This is a genomic window from Streptomyces sp. NPDC028314 (assembly GCF_055565795.1).
In genome coordinates this window covers 63774-85763 of sequence record NZ_JBVHTP010000018.1, presented here as the reverse complement: position 1 = coordinate 85763, position 21990 = coordinate 63774, and the positions used below count along the sequence as shown (strand labels likewise).

At 74.0% G+C, this 21990-nt stretch carries 14 protein-coding genes and 1 pseudogene; 11 read left to right on the top strand and 4 right to left on the bottom strand.

The features are described from left to right. Positions 1 to 31 precede the first annotated feature (31 nt). The 8 genes and pseudogenes from ACZ4TG_RS32970 to ACZ4TG_RS32935 all read left to right on the top strand — a co-directional run. Positions 32 to 1282: pseudogene (locus ACZ4TG_RS32970) on the top strand (IS701 family transposase); the annotation flags it as partial. Between the two features lie 200 nt (positions 1283 to 1482). Beyond that, positions 1483 to 2106, top strand: coding sequence for an NAD(P)H-dependent oxidoreductase (locus tag ACZ4TG_RS32965; protein ID WP_468170163.1), 624 nt, complete (start codon positions 1483 to 1485; stop codon positions 2104 to 2106). A gap of 200 nt (positions 2107 to 2306) precedes the next feature. Further along, on the top strand, positions 2307 to 3479 hold the full coding sequence (locus ACZ4TG_RS32960; RefSeq protein WP_468170357.1) for a 3-deoxy-7-phosphoheptulonate synthase: 1173 nt from the start codon (positions 2307 to 2309) through the stop codon (positions 3477 to 3479). Next, complete coding sequence (locus ACZ4TG_RS32955; protein WP_468170161.1) at positions 3479 to 4249, top strand: 2,3-dihydro-2,3-dihydroxybenzoate dehydrogenase; 771 nt, start codon at positions 3479 to 3481, stop codon at positions 4247 to 4249. The genes ACZ4TG_RS32960 and ACZ4TG_RS32955 overlap by 1 nt, the downstream gene beginning before the upstream one ends. Positions 4250 to 4318: 69 nt before the next feature. Further along, on the top strand, positions 4319 to 4942 hold the full coding sequence (locus tag ACZ4TG_RS32950) for an isochorismatase family protein (RefSeq protein ID WP_468170158.1): 624 nt from the start codon (positions 4319 to 4321) through the stop codon (positions 4940 to 4942). Beyond that, the gene (locus tag ACZ4TG_RS32945; protein ID WP_468170155.1) at positions 4939 to 6822 is read left to right on the top strand and encodes an anthranilate synthase family protein; all 1884 of its coding nucleotides are present in this window, start codon (positions 4939 to 4941) and stop codon (positions 6820 to 6822) included. The genes ACZ4TG_RS32950 and ACZ4TG_RS32945 overlap by 4 nt, the downstream gene beginning before the upstream one ends. A 36-nt stretch (positions 6823 to 6858) precedes the next feature. Then, positions 6859 to 8436 carry a class I adenylate-forming enzyme family protein gene (locus tag ACZ4TG_RS32940; RefSeq protein ID WP_468170151.1) on the top strand — a complete coding sequence of 526 codons (1578 nt, stop codon included), beginning with the start codon at positions 6859 to 6861 and terminating at the stop codon, positions 8434 to 8436. A 32-nt stretch (positions 8437 to 8468) separates the two neighbouring features. Further along, the gene (locus tag ACZ4TG_RS32935) at positions 8469 to 10040 is read left to right on the top strand and encodes an FAD-dependent monooxygenase (protein WP_468170148.1); all 1572 of its coding nucleotides are present in this window, start codon (positions 8469 to 8471) and stop codon (positions 10038 to 10040) included. A 78-nt stretch (positions 10041 to 10118) separates the two neighbouring features. On the opposite strand, the gene pdxR is transcribed toward ACZ4TG_RS32935, so the two are convergent. Continuing rightward, a complete protein-coding gene (gene pdxR / locus ACZ4TG_RS32930; protein ID WP_468170145.1) occupies positions 10119 to 11618 on the bottom strand; it encodes a MocR-like pyridoxine biosynthesis transcription factor PdxR in 1500 nt (499 codons plus the stop codon). Positions 11619 to 11664: 46 nt separating this feature from the next. On the opposite strand from pdxR, the gene ACZ4TG_RS32925 reads away from it, so the two are divergent. Both ACZ4TG_RS32925 and ACZ4TG_RS32920 read left to right on the top strand, forming a co-directional pair. Then, entirely contained in the window at positions 11665 to 12117 is a 453-nt protein-coding gene (locus ACZ4TG_RS32925) for a carboxymuconolactone decarboxylase family protein (RefSeq protein ID WP_468170142.1), read from the top strand. 157 nt (positions 12118 to 12274) lie between these two features. Continuing rightward, positions 12275 to 13525: an MFS transporter gene (locus tag ACZ4TG_RS32920; protein ID WP_468170139.1), complete on the top strand. Its 1251-nt coding sequence runs from the start codon at positions 12275 to 12277 to the stop codon at positions 13523 to 13525. A 95-nt stretch (positions 13526 to 13620) separates the two neighbouring features. Here ACZ4TG_RS32920 and ACZ4TG_RS32915 read toward each other — a convergent pair whose 3' ends face one another. Continuing rightward, complete coding sequence (locus ACZ4TG_RS32915) at positions 13621 to 14745, bottom strand: alpha/beta hydrolase family protein (RefSeq protein WP_468170136.1); 1125 nt, start codon at positions 14743 to 14745, stop codon at positions 13621 to 13623. 159 nt (positions 14746 to 14904) lie between these two features. Next, on the bottom strand, positions 14905 to 16179 hold the full coding sequence (locus ACZ4TG_RS32910; protein WP_468170133.1) for an SGNH/GDSL hydrolase family protein: 1275 nt from the start codon (positions 16177 to 16179) through the stop codon (positions 14905 to 14907). An 81-nt stretch (positions 16180 to 16260) separates the two neighbouring features. Here ACZ4TG_RS32910 and ACZ4TG_RS32905 point away from each other — a divergent pair, with 81 nt between their 5' ends. Then, a complete protein-coding gene (locus ACZ4TG_RS32905; RefSeq protein WP_468170130.1) occupies positions 16261 to 20877 on the top strand; it encodes a hypothetical protein in 4617 nt (1538 codons plus the stop codon). Positions 20878 to 20996: 119 nt separating this feature from the next. Here ACZ4TG_RS32905 and ACZ4TG_RS32900 read toward each other — a convergent pair whose 3' ends face one another. Further along, positions 20997 to 21734: a nucleoside/nucleotide kinase family protein gene (locus tag ACZ4TG_RS32900; protein ID WP_468170127.1), complete on the bottom strand. Its 738-nt coding sequence runs from the start codon at positions 21732 to 21734 to the stop codon at positions 20997 to 20999. Positions 21735 to 21990 lie beyond the last annotated feature (256 nt).

Genomic DNA, 21990 nt, shown 5'->3' with positions numbered 1-21990 from the left:
CGGGCGATCCCCGGCCGGAGGGGAGAGTTCCATGAGGAGCACGGTCCTGCGGCGCACCAGCGCGGCCCCGAACCAGCCCACGGACGAGCAACGCGCCGAATGCGCCCGACGCGAAGGCGCCCGGCGCCCCGGGGAGGAGGACTCGGTGGTCTTCGAGCTGTGCTCGGGGCTCTTCGCGTCCATGCCCCGGAGCGACCAGCGGATGAAGGCCATCCACTACGTCCGGGGGCTGCTGGGCGCCGAAGGCCGCAAGTCGATCCGCAACATCGCGACGCTGCTCGGCGGGGACGCGGCCGAACAGAGCCTCCACCACTTCATCTCCAGCTCCACCTGGGACTGGACCCCGGTCCGGCGGGCGCTGGCCCAGCACATCGAACGGGTGTCGCCGCCGCAGGCGTACGTGGTGCACCCCATGATCATCCCGAAGGCGGGCGAGACCTCCGTAGGGGTCGAACGCCGCTTCGTACCGGAACTGGGCCAGGTCATCAACGCCCAGCAGGCGGTCGGCGTCTGGGCCGCCGCCCACGACTGGAGCTCCCCGCTCCACTGGCGGCTGCACCTCACGCACCGCTGGCTGGAGGACGAGAACCGGCGCAGCCAGGCCGCCATCCCCGAGACCACCGTCCAGGAAAGCCTCACCCAGTGCTCGGTCGAGGCCTATCTGGCGATGATCAGGGACTCCGGAATGCCGGTCCGGCCCCTGGTGATGGACGCCCGCAACGCCGACCTCCTGAGCACCGTCCACCGGCTGCGGGCCGCGGGCACGCCCTGGATGCTGCGCGTGGACCCTTCCGTACGCCTCACCGTGCTGGAGCCGACCTTCCCGCGCCGCGGCGCCAGCATGACGGCCCAGCAGATCATGTCCACCGCCTGGCACGTGCGGCAGCTGGAACCCCGCCGCCAGCCCGGGCCGGAAGCCCGGCAGCGCCCGCCCGGCAGGCCCGGCGCGCTCGTCGCGGTCAGCGCCGCGCTGACCGCCGACACCCGGCGCCCCGGCGGCGGCAGGCCCGCCGCGGCCGGGGAACTCCTGCTGCTCGGCGTCTCGGACGGCGGCCAGTGGCCCGCCGAACTGTGGCTGACCGACCTGACGAACCTGCGGCCGGCCGAGCTGACCCAGCTCATCCGGCTGACCCACCGGGTCGACCGGGACCTCGCCGAGGTCGCCGACCAGGTCGGCATCCGGGACTTCTCCGGCCGCTCCTTCAGCGGCTGGCACCGGCACGCCACGCTCGCCTCCGCCGCACACGCCATCGCCCTGCTCAGCGGCCGGCCGAACACCCGCCGGGCCGCGGCCGAGGTGGCGGACCTGACCGATCCGATTCGCCGTGAACGGCACGGCCGGGGGTACCTGACGGACCTTGGAGGGCGACCTGACCTAGCGAGCTGAGCAGTTGACGGATAGCCCCGGCGGCCATTGGCCGGGGCCGCCGCCTCGCACAGGATCGGGACATTCCAGCCGATCGAACCGAGGGATTCCCGGACATGACCAAGGTCGCCGTCATCTACTACTCCTCCCAGGGCAACGTCCACCGGCTCGCCGAGGCCGCCGCGGCCGCCGCCGAGAAGGCGGGCGCCGAGGTGCGGCTGCGCAGGACCGCCGAGCTGACCACCGAGACGGTCGTTCCCGGCAACGACGCCTGGAACGCGGCCTGGGAGCAGCACCTGGCCGCCGTGGCGGACATCCCCGAGGCCACCCTCGACGACCTCGAATGGGCCGATGCCGTGCTGTGGGGGACGCCGGGCCGCTACGGCCTGCCCGCCGCCTCGCTGAAGCAGTTCATCGACCAGACCCTTCCCCTGCACTCCAAGCGCGGGCTGCTGAACAAGGTGATGTCCTCGTTCACCTCCACCGCCACCCTGCACGGCGGTCAGGAGAGCACGCTGCTGGCCCTCAACAACGCCTTCTACCACTGGGGCGCGATCATCGTCCCGCCCGGCGTGGCCGACCCGGTCCAGCTGGCCCCGAGCAACGGCAACCCGTACGGCGTGAGCAGCGTTTCGCGCAACGAGCCGGGCAACGTCACCGAGGACAACCTGGCGGCCATCGAGTACCAGGCCCGCCGCACCGTCGAGATCACCGCCGCGCTCCGCAAGGGCCTCGCCTAGCCGGTCGCCCCGCTCACAGCCCGAGCCCCGCACCGCGAGCCGCCGACACTGCGCACCCCGCATCCGGCCCCGCGCAGCCGCGCAGCCCGGCTCCTGGCCCCCCGTACAGCGCACCCATGCCCCGCGCCATCCCGCGCGGCCAGCGCAACCGCGCCGTCCGCGCGGAGCGCGCCCCTGCTCGTCTACTCGGAGGCACCCCCGTGGAAAACGCCGATACCGGCATCCGGCTGAAACCTGCGCTCCAGCAGCCGGACTGGGACGACCCCGCGCAGCTGCGCCGGGTCAGGGAGGAACTGCTGGTCCGCCCGCCGCTGGTGGCCGCGGACGACGTACGCACCCTGCGCGGGCTGCTGGCCCGGGTGGCCGCCGGCCAGGCCCACGTGGTCCAGATCGGCGACTGCGCCGAGGACCCGGCCGAATGCACCCCCGGCCACGTCGCCCGCAAGGCCGCCGTCCTCGACCTGCTCGCCGGATCCCTGCGACTGATCACCGGCAAGCCCGTGCTCCGCGTCGGCCGGATCGCCGGCCAGTACGCCAAGCCCCGCTCCCAGCCCACCGAGCACGTCGACGGCGTCGAGATGCCCGTCTTCCGGGGGCACATGGTCAACGGCCCCGAACCCGACGCCGACAGCCGACGCCCCGACCCGCTGCGGCTGCTGACCGGCTACATGGCCGCCGACGACGTCATGCGCAACCTCGGCTGGCGCGCGGGCAGCCCCGGCGCCGGCATCGACCCGGTGGTGTGGACCAGCCACGAGGCCCTGCTCCTGGACTACGAGGTCTCGATGCTCCGCGGCGACGGGGCGGGCGGCCGGATGCTGGCCTCCACCCACTGGCCCTGGATCGGCGAGCGCACCCGGCAGGTCGACGGCGCCCACGTCGAACTGCTGGCCCGGGTGAGCAACCCCGTGGCCTGCAAGGTCGGCCCGAACATGACCCCGGCCGAACTGCTCGCACTGTGCGAGCGGCTCGACCCGGACCGCGAGCCCGGCCGGCTCACCCTGATCGCCCGGATGGGCGCCGACGCGCTCCCCGATGCCCTGCCGCCGCTGGTGACCGCCGTGCGCGAAGCGGGCCACCCGGTGATCTGGCTGACCGACCCCATGCACGGCAACACCGTCAGCACGCCCGACGGGTACAAGACCCGCTACGTCGAGGCCGTCGAACGCGAGGCCGTGGCCTTCCACTTCGCCGTCACCGGGGCCGGCGGCGTCGCGGGCGGCTTCCACCTGGAGACCACCCCGGACGCCGTCACCGAATGCGTATCGGACCCGACGGCCGTCGGCCGCGTCGGCGAGTTCTACACCAGCCACTGCGACCCGCGCCTCAACCCCGGACAGGCCATATCCGTCGTATCCAGCTGGAGTTTCTGATGGAAGGCACCATAGCCCTCGTCACGGGCGCGGCCGGCGGCATCGGCAGCGCGGTCGCCCGCGCCCTCGGTGAACGCGGAGTCCTCATCGCGGCCGTCGACCGCGATCCGGTGCAACTGCGCACGGCCGTCGAGGAACTGGCCGGCCAGGGGATCAAGGCCACCGCCTACCCCGCCGACGTCACCAGCAGCTCCGACGTGGAGCGGGCCGTCGCGGCCGTGGAACGTGAACTCGGCCCCCTCGACCACCTCGTCAACGCCGCCGGGATCCTGCGCACGGGCCAGGCGCGCGAGTTCACGGACGAGGACTGGAACGCCACCTTCGCGGTCAACGCCACCGGCGTGTTCCACGTCTCCCGCGCCGTGGTCAACCGGATGGCGGAGCGCGCCAAGGGCTCCATCGTCACCGTCGCCTCCAACGCCGCCGGCACGCCCCGTACGGACATGGCCGCCTACGCCGCCTCCAAGGCGGCGGCCACCATGTTCACCAAGAGCCTCGGCCTGGAAGTCGCCCGCCACGGCATCCGCTGCAACGTCGTCGCCCCCGGCTCGACCGACACCCCCATGCTGCGCTCCATGTGGCAGGACGAGTCCGGCCCGCGCACCTCCGTCGAGGGGCACGGGGACTCGTACCGCGTCGGCATCCCGCTCGGCCGGCTCGCGCAGCCCTGGCACATCGCCGACGCCGTCGTCTTCCTGCTCTCCGACCAGGCGGCGCACATCACCCTGCACACCCTGACCGTCGACGGCGGCGCCACCCTCGGCGTCTGACCCGCCGCGCCCGCCCCACGGCACAGCCAGAGCCACATCAGAGCCACATCAGAGCCACGAGAGGAAGCCATGGCCGGCATCCCGACCATCGAGGCCTACCCGATGCCGACATCGGGGGACCTGCCCCTCAACATCGCCACCTGGTCCGCCGACCCGGACCGCGCGGTACTGCTGGTGCACGACATGCAGCGCTACTTCCTGGCGCCGCTGCCGGACACCCTGCGCGCCGAGCTCGTCCGCAACGCCGCGCTGCTGCGCGACCGGTGCGCCGAACTCGGCATCCCGGTCGCCTACACGGCCCAGCCGGGCGGTATGACCGAGCGCCAGCGCGGGCTGCTGCGGGACTTCTGGGGTCCCGGCATGAAGCCCTCGCGCGCCGACCGCGAGATCGCGCCGGAGCTGGGGCCCGGTCCCGGCGACTGGGTGCTCACCAAGTGGCGCTACAGCGCCTTCCACCACACCGACCTGCTGTCCCGCATGCGCGAGGCGGGCCGCGACCAGTTGCTGGTCTGCGGCGTGTACGCCCATGTCGGCGTACTGGCCACGGCCGTCGAGTCGTTCAGCCACGACATCGAGACCTTCCTGGTCGCGGACGCGCTGGCCGACTTCTCCGAGGAGGACCACCGCCGGACCCTCAGCTACGCCGCCCAGCGCTGCGCCGTGGTGACCACCGCCAAGGAGGTCCTCGCATGAGCGCCCCGCCGGCCCCGCCCGAGGACGATCTGCTGGCCCGGGTGCTCGCCCCCGAACCCCCGCCCTTCGCCCTGCTGCACCGGCCCGGCACCACCGGGCCCGGCATCATCGAGGTGCTCGTCGGCGACGTGTCGCACCCCGCCACACTGGACTCCGTACCGCTGCCCGCGGACCCCGCGCCCGGCGCACGGCACGAGGCGCTGGTCCTCGTACCGTTCCGGCAGATCGGCGAGCGCGGTTTCGAAGCCACCGACGACGGCTCCCCGCTCATCACCCTGACCGTCACCGGCCAGGAACGCGTCCCGCTCGCCGAGGCCGCCGCCCGCATCGGCGACCGGCCCATCCGGCTCACGGGCGGCGGCTTCGACATCGACGACGCCGGCTACGCGGACATCGTCCGCAGGGTCATCGCGGACGAGATCGGCACCGGCGAGGGCGCGAACTTCGTCATCAAGCGCTCCTTCACCGCCGAGATCAGCGACTACACCCCGCGCAGCGCGCTGACCCTCTTCCGCCGGCTGCTGGAGCAGGAGTCGGGCGGCTACTGGACGTTCATCGCCCACACCGGCGGCCGCACCTTCGTCGGCGCCACGCCCGAACGGCACATCAGCGTGCACGGCGGCACCGCCGTCATGAATCCCATCAGCGGCACCTACCGCTACCCGGCCACCGGCCCCACCCTGCCGCAGGTGATGGACTTCCTCGCGGACAGCAAGGAGACCGACGAGCTGTACATGGTCGTCGACGAAGAGCTCAAGATGATGGCGCGGGTCTGCGAGGGCGGCGGCCGCGTCGTCGGCCCCTACCTCAAGGAGATGGCCCGCCTCGCGCACACCGAGTACCTCATCGAGGGACGCACCACCCGGGACCCGCGCGAGATCCTGCGGGAGACCCTCTTCGCCCCGACCGTCACCGGCAGCCCGCTGGAGAGCGCCTGCCGCGTCATCAGCCGGTACGAACCCCAGGGCCGCGGCTACTACAGCGGAGTCGCCGCCCTCATCGGCACGGACGACCGGGGCGAGCGGGAGATGGACTCCGTCATCCTCATCCGCACCGCCGACATCGACGCCGGCGGTCGGCTCGCCATCGGGGTGGGCGCCACCCTGGTCCGCCACTCCGACCCCGAGTCCGAGGTCGCGGAGACCCGCGCCAAGGCTGCCGGGCTGCTCGCCGCCCTGGAGTCGGACGGCGCCACCCGCTTCTCCGCCCACCCGGACGTACGGGCCGCCCTGGCCCGGCGCAACGAGACGATCGCCGGGTACTGGCTGGCCGGGGAAGCCGAACGGGCCCTGCCGCGGGCCTCCCTGGCCGGCCGGTCGGTGCTCGTCGTCGACGCCGAGGACACCTTCACCTCGATGATCGCCCACCAGCTGCGCTCGATGGGCCTGCTGGTGACCGTGAGCCGCTTCGACGAGCCCTACTCCCTCGACGCCCACGACCTGGTCGTCATGGGACCCGGCCCCGGCGACCCGCGCGACACCGCCCACCCGAAGATCGCCCGGCTGACGGCCGACGTCCGCCGGCTCCTCGCGGAGCGGCGCCCCTTCCTCGCCGTCTGCCTCAGCCACCAGGTCCTCTCCCGCGAACTGGGACTCGACCTCGTACGCCGCGACCACCCCAACCAGGGCGTGCAGCGTCAGATCACGCTGTTCGGCAAGGCCGAACGCGTCGGCTTCTACAACACGTTCGCCGCCCGCAGCGCCGAGGACAAGACCGAGGCCGAGGGCGTCGGCGTGACCGAGGTCAGCCGCGACCCGGAGACCGGCGAGGTGCACGCCCTGCGCGGACCGCACTTCGCCTCCGTGCAGTTCCACCCCGAATCCGTGCTCACCCGGGACGGCGTACGCATCGTCGAATCCCTGCTGACCGGCCTGATCTGACCACCACCCGCACCCCTCCAGCGAAGGAGCTCCGCAATGCTTCCCGTCAACGGCAGTGACAAGGGCCTCTACATGGGTCTCGTGGCCGAGCGGGCCGCCGAGGACCACGGCGACCAGCTGATCATCCTCGACCACGACCTCGACCTGCTCCCCGACGCCGGGCGCCGCATGACGTTCGCCGAACTCGCCGAGCACGTCGACGACACGGCCGCCCGGCTGTACGCGGCCGGAGTGCGCCGCGGCGAACACGTCGCCATCCACAAGTCCAACGGCTTCGACATCAACATCCTGTCCAGCGCCGTCGCCCGCCTCGGAGCCGTCCCCGTACAGCTCTCCCCGTACCTCGACGCGGACAGCGTCCTCGCGCTGCTGCGCCGGCTCGGCGCCCCGTACCTCGTCACCGACATCGCGAAGCTGGACGGATCCTTCGCCGACGCCCCCCTCGCCGAGATCACCAGCCAGGTGGTCATCGTGGCCGGCTCCCGGCCGGGCGCGGTCTCCCTCGCGGACCTGGCCGGATCCCCGCGCCAGGCCCCCGTCGTCCCCCACCTCGACCTGCCCGCGCTGATGACGCACACCTCCGGCACCACCGGCCTGCCCAAGCTCGTCGTCCACTCCGCCCGCACCCTGCACGGGCGCTACCGCCCGCAGGCCAAGCTCTTCGACATGATCCGCGAGCACGAGACGGTCGCCCTGCACGTCAGCTACGTCCACTCGCGCATGCCGCTGGCCCTGGCCGTCCTGCTGCCGCGCGGCAACCCGATGGTCATCATGAACGACGCCGAGCCCGAGCACGCGGCGCGGCTCTGGGCCGAGACCCGCCCCGGCTTCATCGAATCGCACCCCAACTCCTTCATGGAGTGGGAGGTGCTGGCCGACCACCCGCTGCGCCCGCTGTCGAACGTGAAGTTCTTCAGCACGACCTTCGACGCCATCCACCCCAGCACCATGCACAAGCTGCTGCACGCCACAGACCGCAGCTCGCCGCTCTTCTACCAGATCTACGGGCAGAGCGAGACGGGCCCGCTCGTCGGCCGCGGCTTCACCCGCGCCACCGCCCTCGGCGCCGACGGCCGCTGCCAGGGCTACGCCTTCCCCTCCGACACCAAGTTCCGGCTCGTCAGCCGCAACGGCAAGGAGGTCACCCGTGACAACCCCGGCTACATCGACGTCCAGGCCGCCGGCCGGGCGCTCGGCTACTTCGGGGAGCGCGAGCGCTACGACACCCAGGTGCACGGCGGCTGGTGGCGCGGCATGGACCTCGGGTACCGCACCGACGAGGGCTGCCTGCACCTGCTGGACCGCGAGGTCGACGCCATCCCCGGCATCCACTCGACCCTGGAGATCGAGGACACCGTCCTCGGCAGGCTCGACGAACTGACCGAGCTGGTCGTCGTCCCCGGCCCGGGCGGCGCGGGCGTCCCCGTGCTCTGCACCCGCGACGACCAGCCCCTGGACCCGGACCGCTGGCGCACCGCGGCCGCCGAGTGGCCCCAGCTCGCGGAACCCGTCCAGATGAAGCTGACCGAGCTGCCGCGCACGGCCACGATGAAGGTCCAGCGCATCGAACTCAGCGCACGCCTGCGGCGGTTGTCCGACCCGCAGGCGTCCTGACCACGCCCGGCGACAGGGAGGAGAACACCCGAGTGAACGCCACCAGCGAAGCCGACGTGCTGATCGTCGGAGCCGGCCCCACCGGCCTGCTCGCCGCCTGCGAACTGCTGCGGCGCGGCGTGGGCGTACGGATCGTCGACCGGGCGCGGGAGGCCGCCCGGGTGCCCAAGGCCCTGTCGCTGTGGCCCCGGGTCCGCGACATCCTCACCGACCTCGGCGTCGGCGACGCCGTGCGGGAGGCGTCCGTACCCGTACGGGCCTTCCGCTACTTCTCCGACCGGCGGCCCGTCGCCTCGCTCACCTTCACCGAGGAACTCGCCGCCCGCCAGCTCCCGCAGCCCGAGACCGAGCGCATCCTCACCGAGCGGCTGCACTCCCTCGGCGGGAAGGTGGAGCGCGGCGTCCGGCTCCTGTGCCTGGACGACGTCGACTACTCCGGCCGGATCGTGCCCGGCGGCACGGTCACCGCCGTACTGGAACACGGGGACGGGCCCGTCGAACGGTTCACCGCGGCCTTCGTCATCGGCGCCGACGGGGCCGGCAGCGACGTCCGGCGCCAACTCGGCATCGGCTTCGAGGGATCCACGTACGAGATGGCCTTCGCGCTGCTCGACACCCGCGTCGACGGGTACCTGCCGCCCGACGAGATCTCGTACTACCAGAGCACCTCCGGCACCCTTTGCGTCGTACCGCAGCCCGACGGGGTGTTCCGGTTCCTGTCCGTGATGCCCGAGGGCACCCGGCTGACCCGCGAGGACATGCAGCGGCTCATCGACACCCGGGGACCGCACGGCGTACGGATCACCGAACCGGTGTGGGAGACCGTCTTCCGGGTCCACGCCCGGCGGGCCACCGAGTTCTCGCGGGGCCGCGTCTTCCTCGCCGGGGACGCGGCGCACGTCCACAGCCCGGCCGGGGGGCAGGGCATGAACAACGGGCTCCAGGACGCGCACAACCTCGCCTGGAAGCTCGCCGCCGTCCTCGCCGGGGAGTCGCCCGCCGCCCTCCTGGAGGACTACGGCCGCGAGCGCGTCGAGGCGACCGCCCGCATCGTCCGCGACACCGATCTGCACACCCGGGCCCTGACCGCCCGCACCCGGCGCCGCGTCGCCGCCCGCGACCACGCCTTCCGGGTACTGGACCGCACCGGCGCCGCCGCCCGGCTGTACGCGCCCGTGATGGCCGGACGCCGGCTCGCCTACACCCCGCAGCGCGACACCCAGCAGCCCTCCGCCGGAGCCTGCCGGGTACGGGACCGGCTGCCCGGCGGGGTCCGGGCCGGATCCGTCCTCCCGCGCGTCACCGCCCTGGCCCTCGGTCTGGCCGGCCCCGGCCGGGACCCGGCGGGCTGGACCCTGGTGCTGCGCCCGCCGGCCGGGGACAGGGGCTGGACGGCCCGGGCCGAGCACACCGCGAGCCCCTGGCCGGGGGTGCGGGTACTGCGGGCCACGCCCGAGCTCCCCGGCCGGGGCGGGCTCTGCGCCCGCCCCGGGTACTACCTGGTCCGGCCCGACGGGCACATCGCCGCCCACGGGCACCACGGCGACCTCGACCGGCTGGAGACCGAGCTGCGCCACGCCCTGGTCGCGGCGCCCGGCCACTGACGCGGCGCCACGAAGGAGGAGGGGAACGGCCGAGCGCCGCCGTCCGGTTCGCACCGGGCGGCGGCGCCCGTGCGTGCGCTACCGGTGCTGCGAGCCGTCCCGGCGGCGCGGCGGATCCTGGCGGCCCGCCCCCTCCCGCTCCTCCTGCGGCGGATCGGGCAGCGCCAGGCACAGGGCGTCCAGGGCCGCCGCGAAGGCGTGGTCGGGCGGGGTTCCGTAGCCGAGCACCAGACCGTCGCGCGGGGGCATGGAGCTGCCCGGGTGCCGGTACGGCCCGAGCCCGTCCAGCGCCAGCCCCTGGCGGCGGGCCGCACGCAAGGCGGCCTCCTCGGTGTCCCGCGGCAGCTCCAGCACGGCGTGCAGCCCGGCCGCCACCCCGCTCACCCTGATGTGCGGGGCCTGCTCGGCCAGCCGGGCCGCCAGCAGGTCCCGGCGGCGCCGGTAGATCAGGCGCATCCGGCGCAGGTGGCGGTCGTAGGCGCCCGAGCCGATGAACTCGGCCAGGGTCAGCTGGTCGGTGACCCCCGACCACATCTCGCGGGGGCCCTTCGCCGCGAGCACGTCGTCGACCAGCCAGCCCGGCAGCACCATCCAGCCCAGCCGCAGCGCGGGGGACAGGCTCTTGCTCGCGGAGCCGATGTAGACGATCCGGTCCGGGTCCAGGCCCTGGACGGCGCCGACGGGCTGGCGGTCGTAGCGGAACTCCCCGTCGTAGTCGTCCTCGATCAGGACTCCACCGGTCGCCCGCGCCCAGTCCACCACCGCCGCCCTCCGCTCGGGGTGCAGCGGCCCGCCCGTCGGGAACTGGTGCGCGGGGGTGAGCAGCACGGCCCGGGCCCCGGTCCCCGCCAGCTCGCCGATCCGCGCGCCGCTGCTGTCCACCGTCAGCGGCACGGTGGCCAGCCCGGCGCCCTCCAGGACCTCCCGGTGGAAGGGCAGCCCGTACGACTCCACCGCGACCGGACCGGGCAGCACGCTGCCGAGCAGCTCCAGCCCGTGAGCGAAGCCCGAGCAGACGACGATCCGGTCGGGTGCGGTCCGTACGCCCCGCACCCGTGCGAGGTACTCCGTCAGCGTCCGCCGCAGCTCGATCCGGCCGCGCGGGTCACCCACCCCGAAGGCATCGTGCGGGGCGGCGGCCAGGGCCCGGCGGGCGGCGCCGATCCAGGCCGTACGGGGGAAGGCGGAGGCATCGGGGGAGCTCGGCATCAGGTCGTGCGCGGTGCGCCGGTGCGTCGGCCGGGCGGGTCCGCGCAACCGGTCCGGCCGCAGCGGGGCCGCCCGCTCGGCCACCCGGGTACCGGACCCCTGGCGGGCCGCCAGCCAGCCCTCCTCGACCAGCTCGGCGTACGCGTCGGCGACGGTGTTGCGGGCGATCCCGAGGTCCGCGGCCAGCGCCCGGTAGGGCGGCAGCCGGGTGCCGGGGGCCAGCCGGCCCGAGTCGATGGCGGTGCGCAGCGCCTGCATCAGCTGGTTGCGCAGGCTGCCCTCGCCGCTGAGTTCCAGGTGCAGATCGCTGCCGGTGCCGGCCGGTTCGGAGGCGGGATCGTCCGCGGGATTGACCCATGATCTCTGCATGGAAATGAACCCTACTCGGGGCCGATTGCGCTCATAGAGTCTTCACATGACCACTTTTCAGGTTCCTGAGCGCATGAACTTCGCCGCCGTCGCCCCCAAGATCTTCAAGTCCGTACTGGCCCTGGACGGAGCCGCCCGGCAGGGCCTCGACCCGGTCCTCCTGGAGCTCGTCCAGATCCGCACCTCGCAGATCAACCGCTGTGCCTACTGCATCGATTACCACACCGGCGACGCCCGCAAGGGCGGCGAGTCGGAGGAGCGGATCTACCAGCTCACCGCCTGGCAGGAGTCGAGCCTGTTCACCGTCAAGGAGCGCGCTGCCCTCGCCCTCACCGAGGAGATCACCCTCCTGCCCGGCGGCGTCACCGACGCCGTCTACGACGAGGCCGCCCGCCACTTCGGCGAGGAGGAGCTGGCGCACCTGATCGCCCTCATCTTCACGGCGAACGTCTGGAACCGGATGAACGTCGCCACCCGCAAGACCCCCGGCACCGAATAGGCCGGCCGGTCCACGACCCCCAGAACCCATAGCAGCGCACCAGGGCGGTGGCCACCGCCGGACAGGCCAGGCCACCGCCCCTCGTATGCCCGCCTTCCGCATGCCCGTCCCCCGTCTCCCGGCGCCCGAGGGGGACCCCTGACCAAGGACTGACACCATGACCACGCTCGACTCATCCGCACCACTGACCGCGGGCAGGGAACCCTCCGCGGTCAAGGGCTGGCTCGCCGTACTGGCCGTCACCCTCGGCATCTTCTCCCTCATGACCTCCGAGCTGCTGCCCGTCGGCCTGCTCACCCCGGTCGGGGACGCCCTGAAGGTCTCGGAGGGCACCGCGGCCCTCATGGTCACCATCCCGGGCCTCGTCGCCGCGATCTCGGCCCCGCTGGTCACCGTCGCCACCGGCAAGTACGACCGCCGGCTCGTGCTGGCCATCCTGATCGCCATCGTCGGCCTGGCGAACCTCGCCTCCGCCTTCGCCACCAGCTTCGCCGTGGTCCTGATCGCCCGCTTCCTGATCGGCATCAGCGTCGGCGGTTTCTGGTCGATCGCCGGCGGCATCGCCCTGCGCCTCGTGCCCGAACGGCACGTCGCCCGGGCCACCGCCGTGATCTTCGGCGGAGTGGAAACCGCCTCCGTGCTCGGCGTGCCCACCGGAACCTTCCTCGGAGACCTCTCCGGCTGGCGCACCGCCTTCGCCGCCGTCGGCATCCTCGGCCTCGTGGCCCTCGCCGCGATGCTCTTCCTGATGCCGAAGGTCCCCGCCGAACGCACCATCGGCTTCGGTGACCTGCCCAAGGTCTGGAAGGGCAACGCCGGAGTCCGCGTCGGCATCGCCATGACCTTCCTCGTGATCACCGGTCACTTCCTCGCCTACACCTTCGTCCGCCCGCTCCTCCAGGACGACGGCGTGAGCGACAGCATGATCGGCGCCCTGCTGCTGACCTTCGGCGTCGCCGGCATCACCGGCAACTTCATCGCCGGCGCCCTGATCGCCAAGCGGCTGCGCCAGGTCGTCATCGGCATCGCGATCGTCCTCGCCGCCGCCATGGTGCTGCTCGCCACCGTCGGCAACACCACCGCCACCGCGGCCCTGATCCTCGTCCTGTGGGGCCTGGGCTACGGAGCCGTACCGGTGACCTTCCAGACCTGGATCCTCGACGCCGCTCCCGAGGCGACCGAAGCCGCCTCCTCGCTGTACGTCTCCACCTTCAACCTGTCGATCGCCCTCGGCGCCCTCTTCGGCGGCATCGCCGTGGACAATCTGGCCACCGCCAGCGTCCTGTGGATCGGCGCTGGCCTCGCGGTCCTCACCCTCCTGGTCGTCGGCCGCCGCTCCGCCGGCCCGGCGGGCTCCGCAGCGGCCGCGGAAGGCGCGGCCGACCCGGCCCCCGCGGCGGCCCACTGATCGTCTGCCCCGCGACACCGTCCCCCGCGGGCGGGACAGACAGCCGGACGCGGCTCCACCACGGAGCCGCGTCCGGCCTTTTCGTACGACGTCAACTAGGGTCGGTGGAAGCGCACTTCGGGGAAGCGTTCCGTCGGGCCGTCCAGCAGCGGGGTGTTGTGTCCGCGCAGGTGGGTGTCGACGAACGCCGTCACATAGGTCCTGGTGACGGTGTCGGCACGGTCACCGTCCAGCCGCTGGAGCGGCAGACCCTGCTGCTTGGCCAGCGGCGCCAGGTCGGTGAAGGACAGGTGGTCGGTGTCGTCGACGCTCAGCCAGCGCTTCCATCCGGTCAGTTCGGTCCAGGTCTCGTCCCAGGTCTTCTCCGCGCCCGGTACGTGGCCGGCCTTGCCCAGCATCAGGAACGGCCGGTCCAGGGGGATGTCGTTCGGGAAGTGGAAGTTGCCGTCCATGTTGACCGCCGCCTTGACGCGCGGGTCGCGCAGCATGGCCGGGACCGTGCTGAAACCGCCGGCCGAGTGCCCGACGACGGCGATACGGTCGCGGTCGACGGGGGTTCCGCGCCAGGCCGGGCGCGCGCCGGTGAGCTCGTCGAGCACGAAGGAGATGTCCTCGGCGCGGACCGCTCCGACCTTGGGGAAGTTCTTGTTCACGCACGCCAGGCAGGAGGTGGTGCGCCCGTCGGGGAACGAGATGCCGTCCGCCTCGTAGTTGTGACCGATGGCGGCGACGGCGTAACCGCGGGACGCGAACTCCTCGGCGAGGCCGGTCAGGGTGGCGCGCGGCATGCCGAAGCCCGGGGACAGGACGACGAGGGGCAGGCCGCCCCGGACCCTCGCCGGCCTGGCGTCCACCGTCGAGTGGGTCCTCACCCCGGCGAACAGGCCGGCCGGCAGGTCCAGTCCGGTGGCGGCCGCGTACTGCCGGGACTCCTCGGCCGTCATGTAGGGCGCGGGTGTGTCCGAGGGCCTGGCGGCCGGGTACCAGAGGGAGACCATCAGCTCCCGCTTCTCCGCGGGGACCCACGGATCGGCCCGGTCCTCGTCCTTCAGGTGGACGGTGGCCCTGCCGACCGGGTGGTGCCCGGACGGGGCGGGCAGCACGAGTGCCGTCGCGGCCGGTCGTACGGGGCGGGCGTCGGCGTGGGCGGTCGTGGTGGCAAGGGTGCCCGCCAGGGCCGTGGCAACGGCGGCACCGACCAGGAACAAGCGTCGTCGCATCGAGTCGTCTCCATCGTTGTCTCTCGTGGCATCCGGCCCGGTGCGGACCGATGCCTCGAACGCTACGGCGGGCGCGAGCGGTTGCCATCGGCCCGGGGATGTACACCGCCGCCGGCGTACATCCCCGGGTGGACGTCCCCGGGACGATGACGTCGCGGTCTAGAGGGAGTTCAGGTCCACGGCGTCCGCCATCGCCTTGTACCCGGCGTCGTTGAGGTGCAGGTGGTCGATCGGGGAGGCGTACTCCGCCCGGAGCCGCTGGGGGGCGGCCGGGTCGGCCACCGCCCGGTCGAAGTCCACGACGCCGTCGTACGCCCCGCCCGTACGGATCCACTCGTTGACCGCGGTCCGCACGGCCTCGCCGCGCTCCGTCCAGAGCGGGAAGTCCTGGTCCCGGGCGTCGTCCCGGTACGGCGGAAGGGTCGCGCCGATCACCTTCACCCCGCGGGCGTGGGCGGCGCCGATCAGCTGCCGGTACCCGGCGATGATCTCCTCCGCGGTCACCGGGGGGTTCGGCGAGGTGCAGCGGTCGGAGGGCATCTCGGCCTGGATGATGTCGTTCGTGCCCTCCAGCAGGATCACCGTGCCCACGTCGGGCCGACCCAGCGCGTCCCGGCGGAACCGCTCGACCGCCGCCTCCCCGAAGCACTCCGAGTCGTTGAGCACCTTGTTGCCGCCGATCCCGGCGTTCAGCACCGGCCGCGGCCGGCCCTGCGCGGCGAGGCGGCCGGCGAGCTGGTCCGGGTAGCGCAGGTCGGCGCCGCCGGTGGAGCCGAAACCGTCCGTGAGGGAGTCCCCGAAGGCGACGATCGCGTTCCGGGGCCGCACCCGCGGCCCGCCCTTCACGTCCACCCCGGCCAGGTGGTACCAGGAGGGACCGGCCTCCGTGAACGCGCCCGGCGCGGAGTCGCGCAGGTGGTTCCCGGCAGCCCGGTAGCTGCTGCCCATCGCGACGTTGTGGAAGGTGGCCGGACCGGTGGGGCCCTTGAAGTAGAAGGTGACGGTGAGCCGTTCGAAGGCCTTCACGGGCAGCGCCACCGCGTCGCTCGACCGTTCCCCGCCCGCGGGGACCGTCACCGAACCCGACCCGTCGAAGCGCAGCGTGCGGGTGGAGCCCGGCTGCACGGCCGCGCCCTGGGCGGTGCGCGCGACCGTCGCGCCGGTGAGCCGCAGCGGGGTCCCGCCGAAGGCGTTGGATATCCGCAAGCGCAGTTCGCCGCCCTCCGCCCCGACCCGTACCACCTGGCGCACCGACTGGTCCTCGAAGCCGGCCTTCGACCAGTTCGGGTACCACGGGGTGTCCGAGGGGGCCTGCTGGGAGGCGGTCCAGGCGCTCTGCCAGGGGGTGTCGTGCGCGACGGCGGGGACGGTGGCGCTCGCGGCCAGGACGAGGGCGGCGAGCGGGACGGCGAGGGCGGTCTTCTTCGTGGTCATGCCCCTATGACCCGGGCCGCCCAGAAGATGTGACAGGACGGCGGGAGATCTTCTGTCAGTGGCGGCTGGCAGGATCGGGGCATGAGTTTCCAGATCCCGCTCCCGGCCGATCCGCGCACCTCGGAGGTGTACACCGACTGGGTCAAGGCCCACGACCCCGGCGCCGAGACCGCCGCGCTCGGACTGCTCGACGCCGTGCGCGAGAACATCCACCGCGCCTACGAGAAGCCGGGCGCCTACGTGGACCAGATGGAGTGGCGGGCCCGGCAGCTCCCCCCGGCCCATCTGCCCTGGTTCTGGGAGACGGTGGCCCACCGGCTGATCGCCTGGCACCTGCGCTCCGCCGGCCGCGCCTACACGCTGGCCCGCAAGGCCGAGGTGGAGCACCAGCTGCCCGTGGACGCCGCCCGGCACCGGGCGAACGTCCTCCTCCACGCCCGCGCCGGGGCGCTGCCCGCCGCCGAGCTGAGCGCCCATCAGGCCCGGCTCGCCGCCGAACTGGACCCCGCCGCCGCGCACGAGGAGTACGTACGGGTCCTCACCGCCTGGGCGGCTTCCCCTGGTGAACTCCCCGCCGACCTGGCCACCCGGGTCCGCGCCTCGGCGCGCGCCGCCGGACTGGGCACCGCCGAGGAGGCCCGGGTACTCGGCTCCCTCGTGGCGGCCCAGCGCGGCCGGACGGTCCCCGACCGGCTGCTGGAGGCCGTCTCGAAGCTGCTCGCCGCGCACCCGCCGGAGGCGGAGCTGCACGCCCCGCTCATCGAGCTGTTCCCCGAGTCCCGGGGCGACGCGGCGCCCTGGCTGCGGCTGCTGCTGCGCTCCGGGGCCGCCGAGGCCGCCGCCGACGGGCGGGTGGAGCCGGAGGGCGGGCTCGCCGACTGGCTGCGCCGCTACACCTGGATGTTCGGGCACGGCCGCTCAGGCGGGGGAGTGGTGCGCCAGCCCATGCCGGCGGAGCTGTTCGAGCTGGTGACCCTCTTCGCCCCGCGCCTGAAGGCGGCCGGCACCCCGCTGCGGCTGCACGAGGACCGGTACCGCTACCAGGGGCTGGACGCCGACCTGCTGGACGTCTGCCTCGCCGAAGGCCTCCCCGTCGAGGACCCGGGCGACTCCGTACGGCTGGAGTTCTGGGGCGAGCGGTCCCAGCGCGACCTCAAGGCCCTCGCCGCCGACCCGGTGTTCGGCCGCCGGCTGGAGGGCACGGTCCACGCCCGGCACAAGGGCGGCGGCACGGCCATCACCCGGCTCCCGGAGAACGCCGGGATCGCCGCCGAGGTGCACGGCCGCGTCGAGGGCCTGCTCGGGGCGCTGCGCGGCGGGGGCCTCGCCGCCGCCGACGAGGCCGTGCGCGAACTGCGGGAGCTGCTGGACCGCCCCACGGCCACCGCCCTCGACGGGATCGAGGAGGCGCTGGCGGAGCTGGACCTGACCGGCCCGCTGGCCCGCGCCCTGCGCGCCGGGATCCCGGAGGAACTGGGCTGGCCCGCCCTGGACGCGGCCCTGGACGGATTCGCGTCCGGCGAGACCGTCCGGGTCACCGGCACCTGGCCCGTCCTGACCGTCTACGGGGACACCCGGGCCGTGGCCGTCGACCACGCCGGCGAGCGCGGCTCCTGCGCGTTCCGGCTTCCCGAGAACACCTTCTGGCACAGCGTGTACTTCGTGGGCGGCGCGTTCCTCGTCAGCTGGGCCCGGCCCCACGAGGGCACGCACGCCTTCTGGGCCGACCGCCCCGAGGAGGTCTTCGAACCGGCACAGACGCTCGGCCTGCGCCCCTACGGTGGCCTGATCCAGGGCGGCCAGGGCTACCAGTTCGAGACCCCGGACGGCGGCGGCCGGCACGACGGCGAGCGCGTCCTGCGGCCCGGCGGCCGCGAGGGCATCGGCCACCTCGACTTCATGCTGAGCGACGGCAGCCGCTACTGGAGCGCCCCCGTCTTCCACGCCCGCGAGGAGCGCAACCGGGTCGACCCGGTGACGGGCGAGCGGACGGCCGACCGCACCCCGCCCGAGTTCATCGCCGGGGCACAGGTGCCGCCGGGCATGGAGCCCTTCGAGGACGACCAGACCCTGGCGCCCCTGCCCGAGGGCGCCCCCGCCTCACCGCTGGGCCAGGCCGGCCGCCTGGTCGGCTGCCGGGTCTTCAACCGCACCCCGCACCCCGGGCCCTCACCGCGCGAGTTCCTGCTGGAGTCCATCGACGGCCGGAGCGCCCGCTACCGCACCCGCACCTACGGGCAGCACCCGTGGGGCATCATCGGGATGCCGGCCGGCGGTGAGGACGCGGTGCTGGTGGAGTACGAGAGCATCCGCTGCCACGCCGCCGAGGACAACTCCCTGCTGTGGCAGGTCCAGGGCTTCCCCGGATCGGACCGCCGGCGCAAGGACGCCACCTTCGGCGAGGAGGCCGGGCCCGTACCGCCGCCCGCCTTCTGGCACTTCCTCACCCCGCGCGACGAGGCCGCCTCCAAGACCCTGCGCGGCGTCGACGACGCGGCCGTCCGCGCCCTGCTCGACGCGGCCCTGCGCGCGGACCCGGCGCCGGCCGTGGCCGGGGTGAGCGAGCCCCGGATCGCCGAGGGCGTCGCGCGGGCCGCGCGGCTCGCCGCCGACGTGCTGCGCCGCCGCCAGGAGCTGTCCCGCCGGGTGGCCGTCATGCGGTCCGGGCCGGTCGTGGAACTCCCCTCCGCCGTCCCCGACACCGAACTCACCCCCGCCCTGCGCGGGCTGCTGCCGGAACTGCGGCCGTACGAGGCCCACGTGCCGCGGCCGTACCCGGCGCTGCTCACCGCCGTCGCCGCGGACGGCCGCCACCTGCGCGGGGAGATCGACGACGAGACCCGGCGCCTGGCCCTGCCGGCCCAGCCCGCCGAATGGGCCGTCCTGACCGGCCGGATCGACGCGGTGGCCTGGCGGGCCGCCGTCCAGAGCACCCCCGAGGCGGAACGCGCCGCCCTGGCCGCCCTGCTGGAGACCTGGAGCCGCCAGCCCTTCGCCGAACAGGGCAGCTCCTGGCGCACGGGCCGGGCGACCGAGGAGGCCCTGGCCGCGTGCCGGTCCGCCGGATCGGCCGTGGCCTCGGCGGCCCCGCGCGGCGCCCTCTCCCGGTTCCTCCAGCGGGCCGAGGACCCTGCCCCCGCCGATGCCGAGGAGTGCGGCACCTCGACCGTCCCCGGGGACGACGCCGCCCGCCTGCCCCGGCTGCTCGAACTGCTCGCCCTGCACGGGCCGCTGCCCGTACCGGCCGAAGCCGTGGACGTCTTCTGCTGGCGTACCGGGGTCCGGCGGTCCGTCGCCGAACTGGCGCTCGCCGGCCTCCCCGGGCGGCAGGACCACCGGGAGCACCAGAAGATGCTCCGGCTGAAGCCGTACAAGATGACCCAGGCCATGGTCAGGGAGTACGACGGGCTCAGCCACCAGCTCGGCCTGGCGGGCCGGCAGGCCCTGCTGGCCGCGGGCGTCCCGCAGGACCCGGCCGAACTGTGGCGGCCCGGCGGGATGACCGCGGCCGCCGAGCGGATGGCCGCGGTCTGGGCCGAGCTGCTCGGCGCGAGCCCGTACGTGGACGAGGGCCTGGCCGAGCAGCTGGAGGAGGACCTGGGCCTCTCCGGGGACTGGCCGCGCACCCTGCCGGCCGGCCGGGCGCCCGAGGGCCGCAGCGCCTACGGGGAGCACGGCTTCCTGCTCGTCGGCGGCACCTCCGGCGAACTCCAGGTGCGGCTGGCCGAGCCCGACGGCACGCCCGGCATGTGGGTGGCCGGCAGTACGCCCGCGCACCGCGAGGCCGCCTCGGTGGTGGCGTGGGCGCTGACCGAGCGCCCGGTCGGCGATCCGGCCGCCGCGGGCGCGCTCGCCCTGTACGGGCGGCTGCGGGCGGTGCTGGAGGACCCCGGGACCCTGATCCCGCTCAACTATCCGCGCCTTCCCGCCCTGGCCGAGGCCGAGGGGTTCGCCCCGTACGAGGGCCAGGTCCTGCCGTGCCCCCGCCCCCTCGACGAGGGCGTGAGCGAGACCCCCACCGCGTACGACGACGGGCTGTTCGTGGTCGCCCTGCCCCGGGGAGACGTCTTCGTACGCGCGGCCGCGCTGGCCGATCCGGAGCGGGTCGACCGGGCGGTGCGGCTCTGCGCCGAGCTGAAGCACCCTCATCTCCCGGACAGCCTGGGCCCCCGGCTGCGGTCGCTCCAGGCGGAGTTCGACGGTCTCGCCCGGCTGGTGGCCCGCGCGGCCGGCACCCCGGTGGGCGCCGGGGGGTACGAGGCGAACCCGGCTCTGAGCGCTCCGGAGCTGGTCACCGAGACCGCCGGGACGCTCGGCGTCGGCAGGGACGCGGCCGCGCTCTACCTCCAGCTCCTGACCCTGGCCCGTCCCACCGACAAGAACGTCCGCCGCTGGAACGGCTGGACGCCCGCCCGGCACAAGGAGGTCCAGGCCGAACTGCTTGCCGCCGGCGTGATCGTGGGCGGCCGGCGCGCCCGCGCGGGCCGCACCGCGTTCGTCCCGGGCGAGTGGACCGACCTCAAGGCCCCGCACCTGCCGCTGGAGCGGGCCAAGACGGCCCCGCACCTGGTGTCCGTGTACGGCAAGGCCGCCGACGGCCCGTACGTCCGCCTCCTCACGCCCGAGCCCCCGCACGAGATGTTCGCCCGTGCCTGGGCCCGCGTCAGGGAGGAGGGCCGGCAGGGTTCGGCCGACTGAGCAGGACCCCGCCATGCCGCAAGGCACCCCGGGACGGGCCCCGGGGTGCCTTGCGGTCGGTGGGACGGGGAACTTCGTGACATCGGTTCGAGGATCAGTCGGCCGGACGGCCGCGCAGGCTACCGGGGCCGTCGAAGGTCGCCGATGCGGCGTAGTTCAGGGTGGTCGACGTCGTCGTTGCCGATGACGATGCTTGCTCGCGCGGCCGGGTCGGCCTCGGCCAGGTACTGCCGACAGGCTGCGTGGTAGCGGTTGTCGAAGGCATTCTCGGCCTGCTCAAGTCCGCCGAAGAGCGCGGCGTCCCGCGTGGTGCCGCGCCGGCGGGCGACGGGGAAGCTCGTGTCGGCGAACACGACCTCGTCCCACAGGCGGGCCAGTTCGCCGCGCTGGAGGAAGCTGCCGTCCACGATCAGCACCGCTTCGGCCGGCGCGGTGACGGGGGGTTCGTCGATCTGCTGGTCGCCGGCCAGGTCGATGATGCGGCTGCGGTAGCGGCGGTCGCCGCCCGGGCCCATCGGTGTGAGTACGGTCCGTGCGAACGCGGGAAAGTCGTAGGCGTCCTGGTAGTAGCCGACCGCTGAGTCGCGGCCCTGCCGGTGGCGGTGGGCGCGCGGGTGGTGGAACCCGTCCATGGACAGGTGAATCGCGGGTCGGCCGCGATCGGCGACCGCAGATGCCAGCGCACGGGCCAGGGTCGTCTTCCCCGAGGCGGTGATACCGTCCACCGCGACCCGAAGCGGATGCCCGGGGTCCCGGGCCGTGAGGTGATCGGCGATCCGGCCGATGACCTGGTCTCGGGTGGGCCGGCCCGGGTGATCGTCAGCCTGGGTCGCGCTGGTCTTGATCAGTTCTGCCACCCTGCGGATCCTACAATGCGCCGACGTCGGAAGCCGTTGTCGTACCGATCATGGAACGCCCAGGTCGAACAGGGTTCCTGGGCGGGTGATCCTGCGGTGGTGAGGGCATGAAGGCGGGCCCACGCCCCGCGGGAACAGTCCCACGCCCCGCGGGGACGGGCCCACGCCCCGCGGGGACGGGCCCACGCCCCGCGGGGACGGGCCCACGCCCCGCGGGGACGGGCCCACGCCCCGCGGGGACGGGCCCACGCCCCGC

What these genes read in the sequence shown, in the direction of transcription:
- ACZ4TG_RS32945 (WP_468170155.1), top strand. Translation starts at nt 4,939, where the DNA reads ATGAGCGCCCCGCCGGCCCCGCCCGAGGACGATCTGCTGGCCCGGGTG.
- ACZ4TG_RS32920 (WP_468170139.1), top strand. Translation starts at nt 12,275, where the DNA reads ATGACCACGCTCGACTCATCCGCACCACTGACCGCGGGCAGGGAACCC.
- ACZ4TG_RS32950 (WP_468170158.1), top strand. Translation starts at nt 4,319, where the DNA reads ATGGCCGGCATCCCGACCATCGAGGCCTACCCGATGCCGACATCGGGG.
- ACZ4TG_RS32910 (WP_468170133.1), bottom strand. Translation starts at nt 16,179, where the DNA reads ATGACCACGAAGAAGACCGCCCTCGCCGTCCCGCTCGCCGCCCTCGTC.
- ACZ4TG_RS32955 (WP_468170161.1), top strand. Translation starts at nt 3,479, where the DNA reads ATGGAAGGCACCATAGCCCTCGTCACGGGCGCGGCCGGCGGCATCGGC.
- ACZ4TG_RS32905 (WP_468170130.1), top strand. Translation starts at nt 16,261, where the DNA reads ATGAGTTTCCAGATCCCGCTCCCGGCCGATCCGCGCACCTCGGAGGTG.
- pdxR (WP_468170145.1), bottom strand. Translation starts at nt 11,618, where the DNA reads ATGCAGAGATCATGGGTCAATCCCGCGGACGATCCCGCCTCCGAACCG.
- ACZ4TG_RS32965 (WP_468170163.1), top strand. Translation starts at nt 1,483, where the DNA reads ATGACCAAGGTCGCCGTCATCTACTACTCCTCCCAGGGCAACGTCCAC.
- ACZ4TG_RS32915 (WP_468170136.1), bottom strand. Translation starts at nt 14,745, where the DNA reads ATGCGACGACGCTTGTTCCTGGTCGGTGCCGCCGTTGCCACGGCCCTG.
- ACZ4TG_RS32940 (WP_468170151.1), top strand. Translation starts at nt 6,859, where the DNA reads ATGCTTCCCGTCAACGGCAGTGACAAGGGCCTCTACATGGGTCTCGTG.
- ACZ4TG_RS32925 (WP_468170142.1), top strand. Translation starts at nt 11,665, where the DNA reads ATGACCACTTTTCAGGTTCCTGAGCGCATGAACTTCGCCGCCGTCGCC.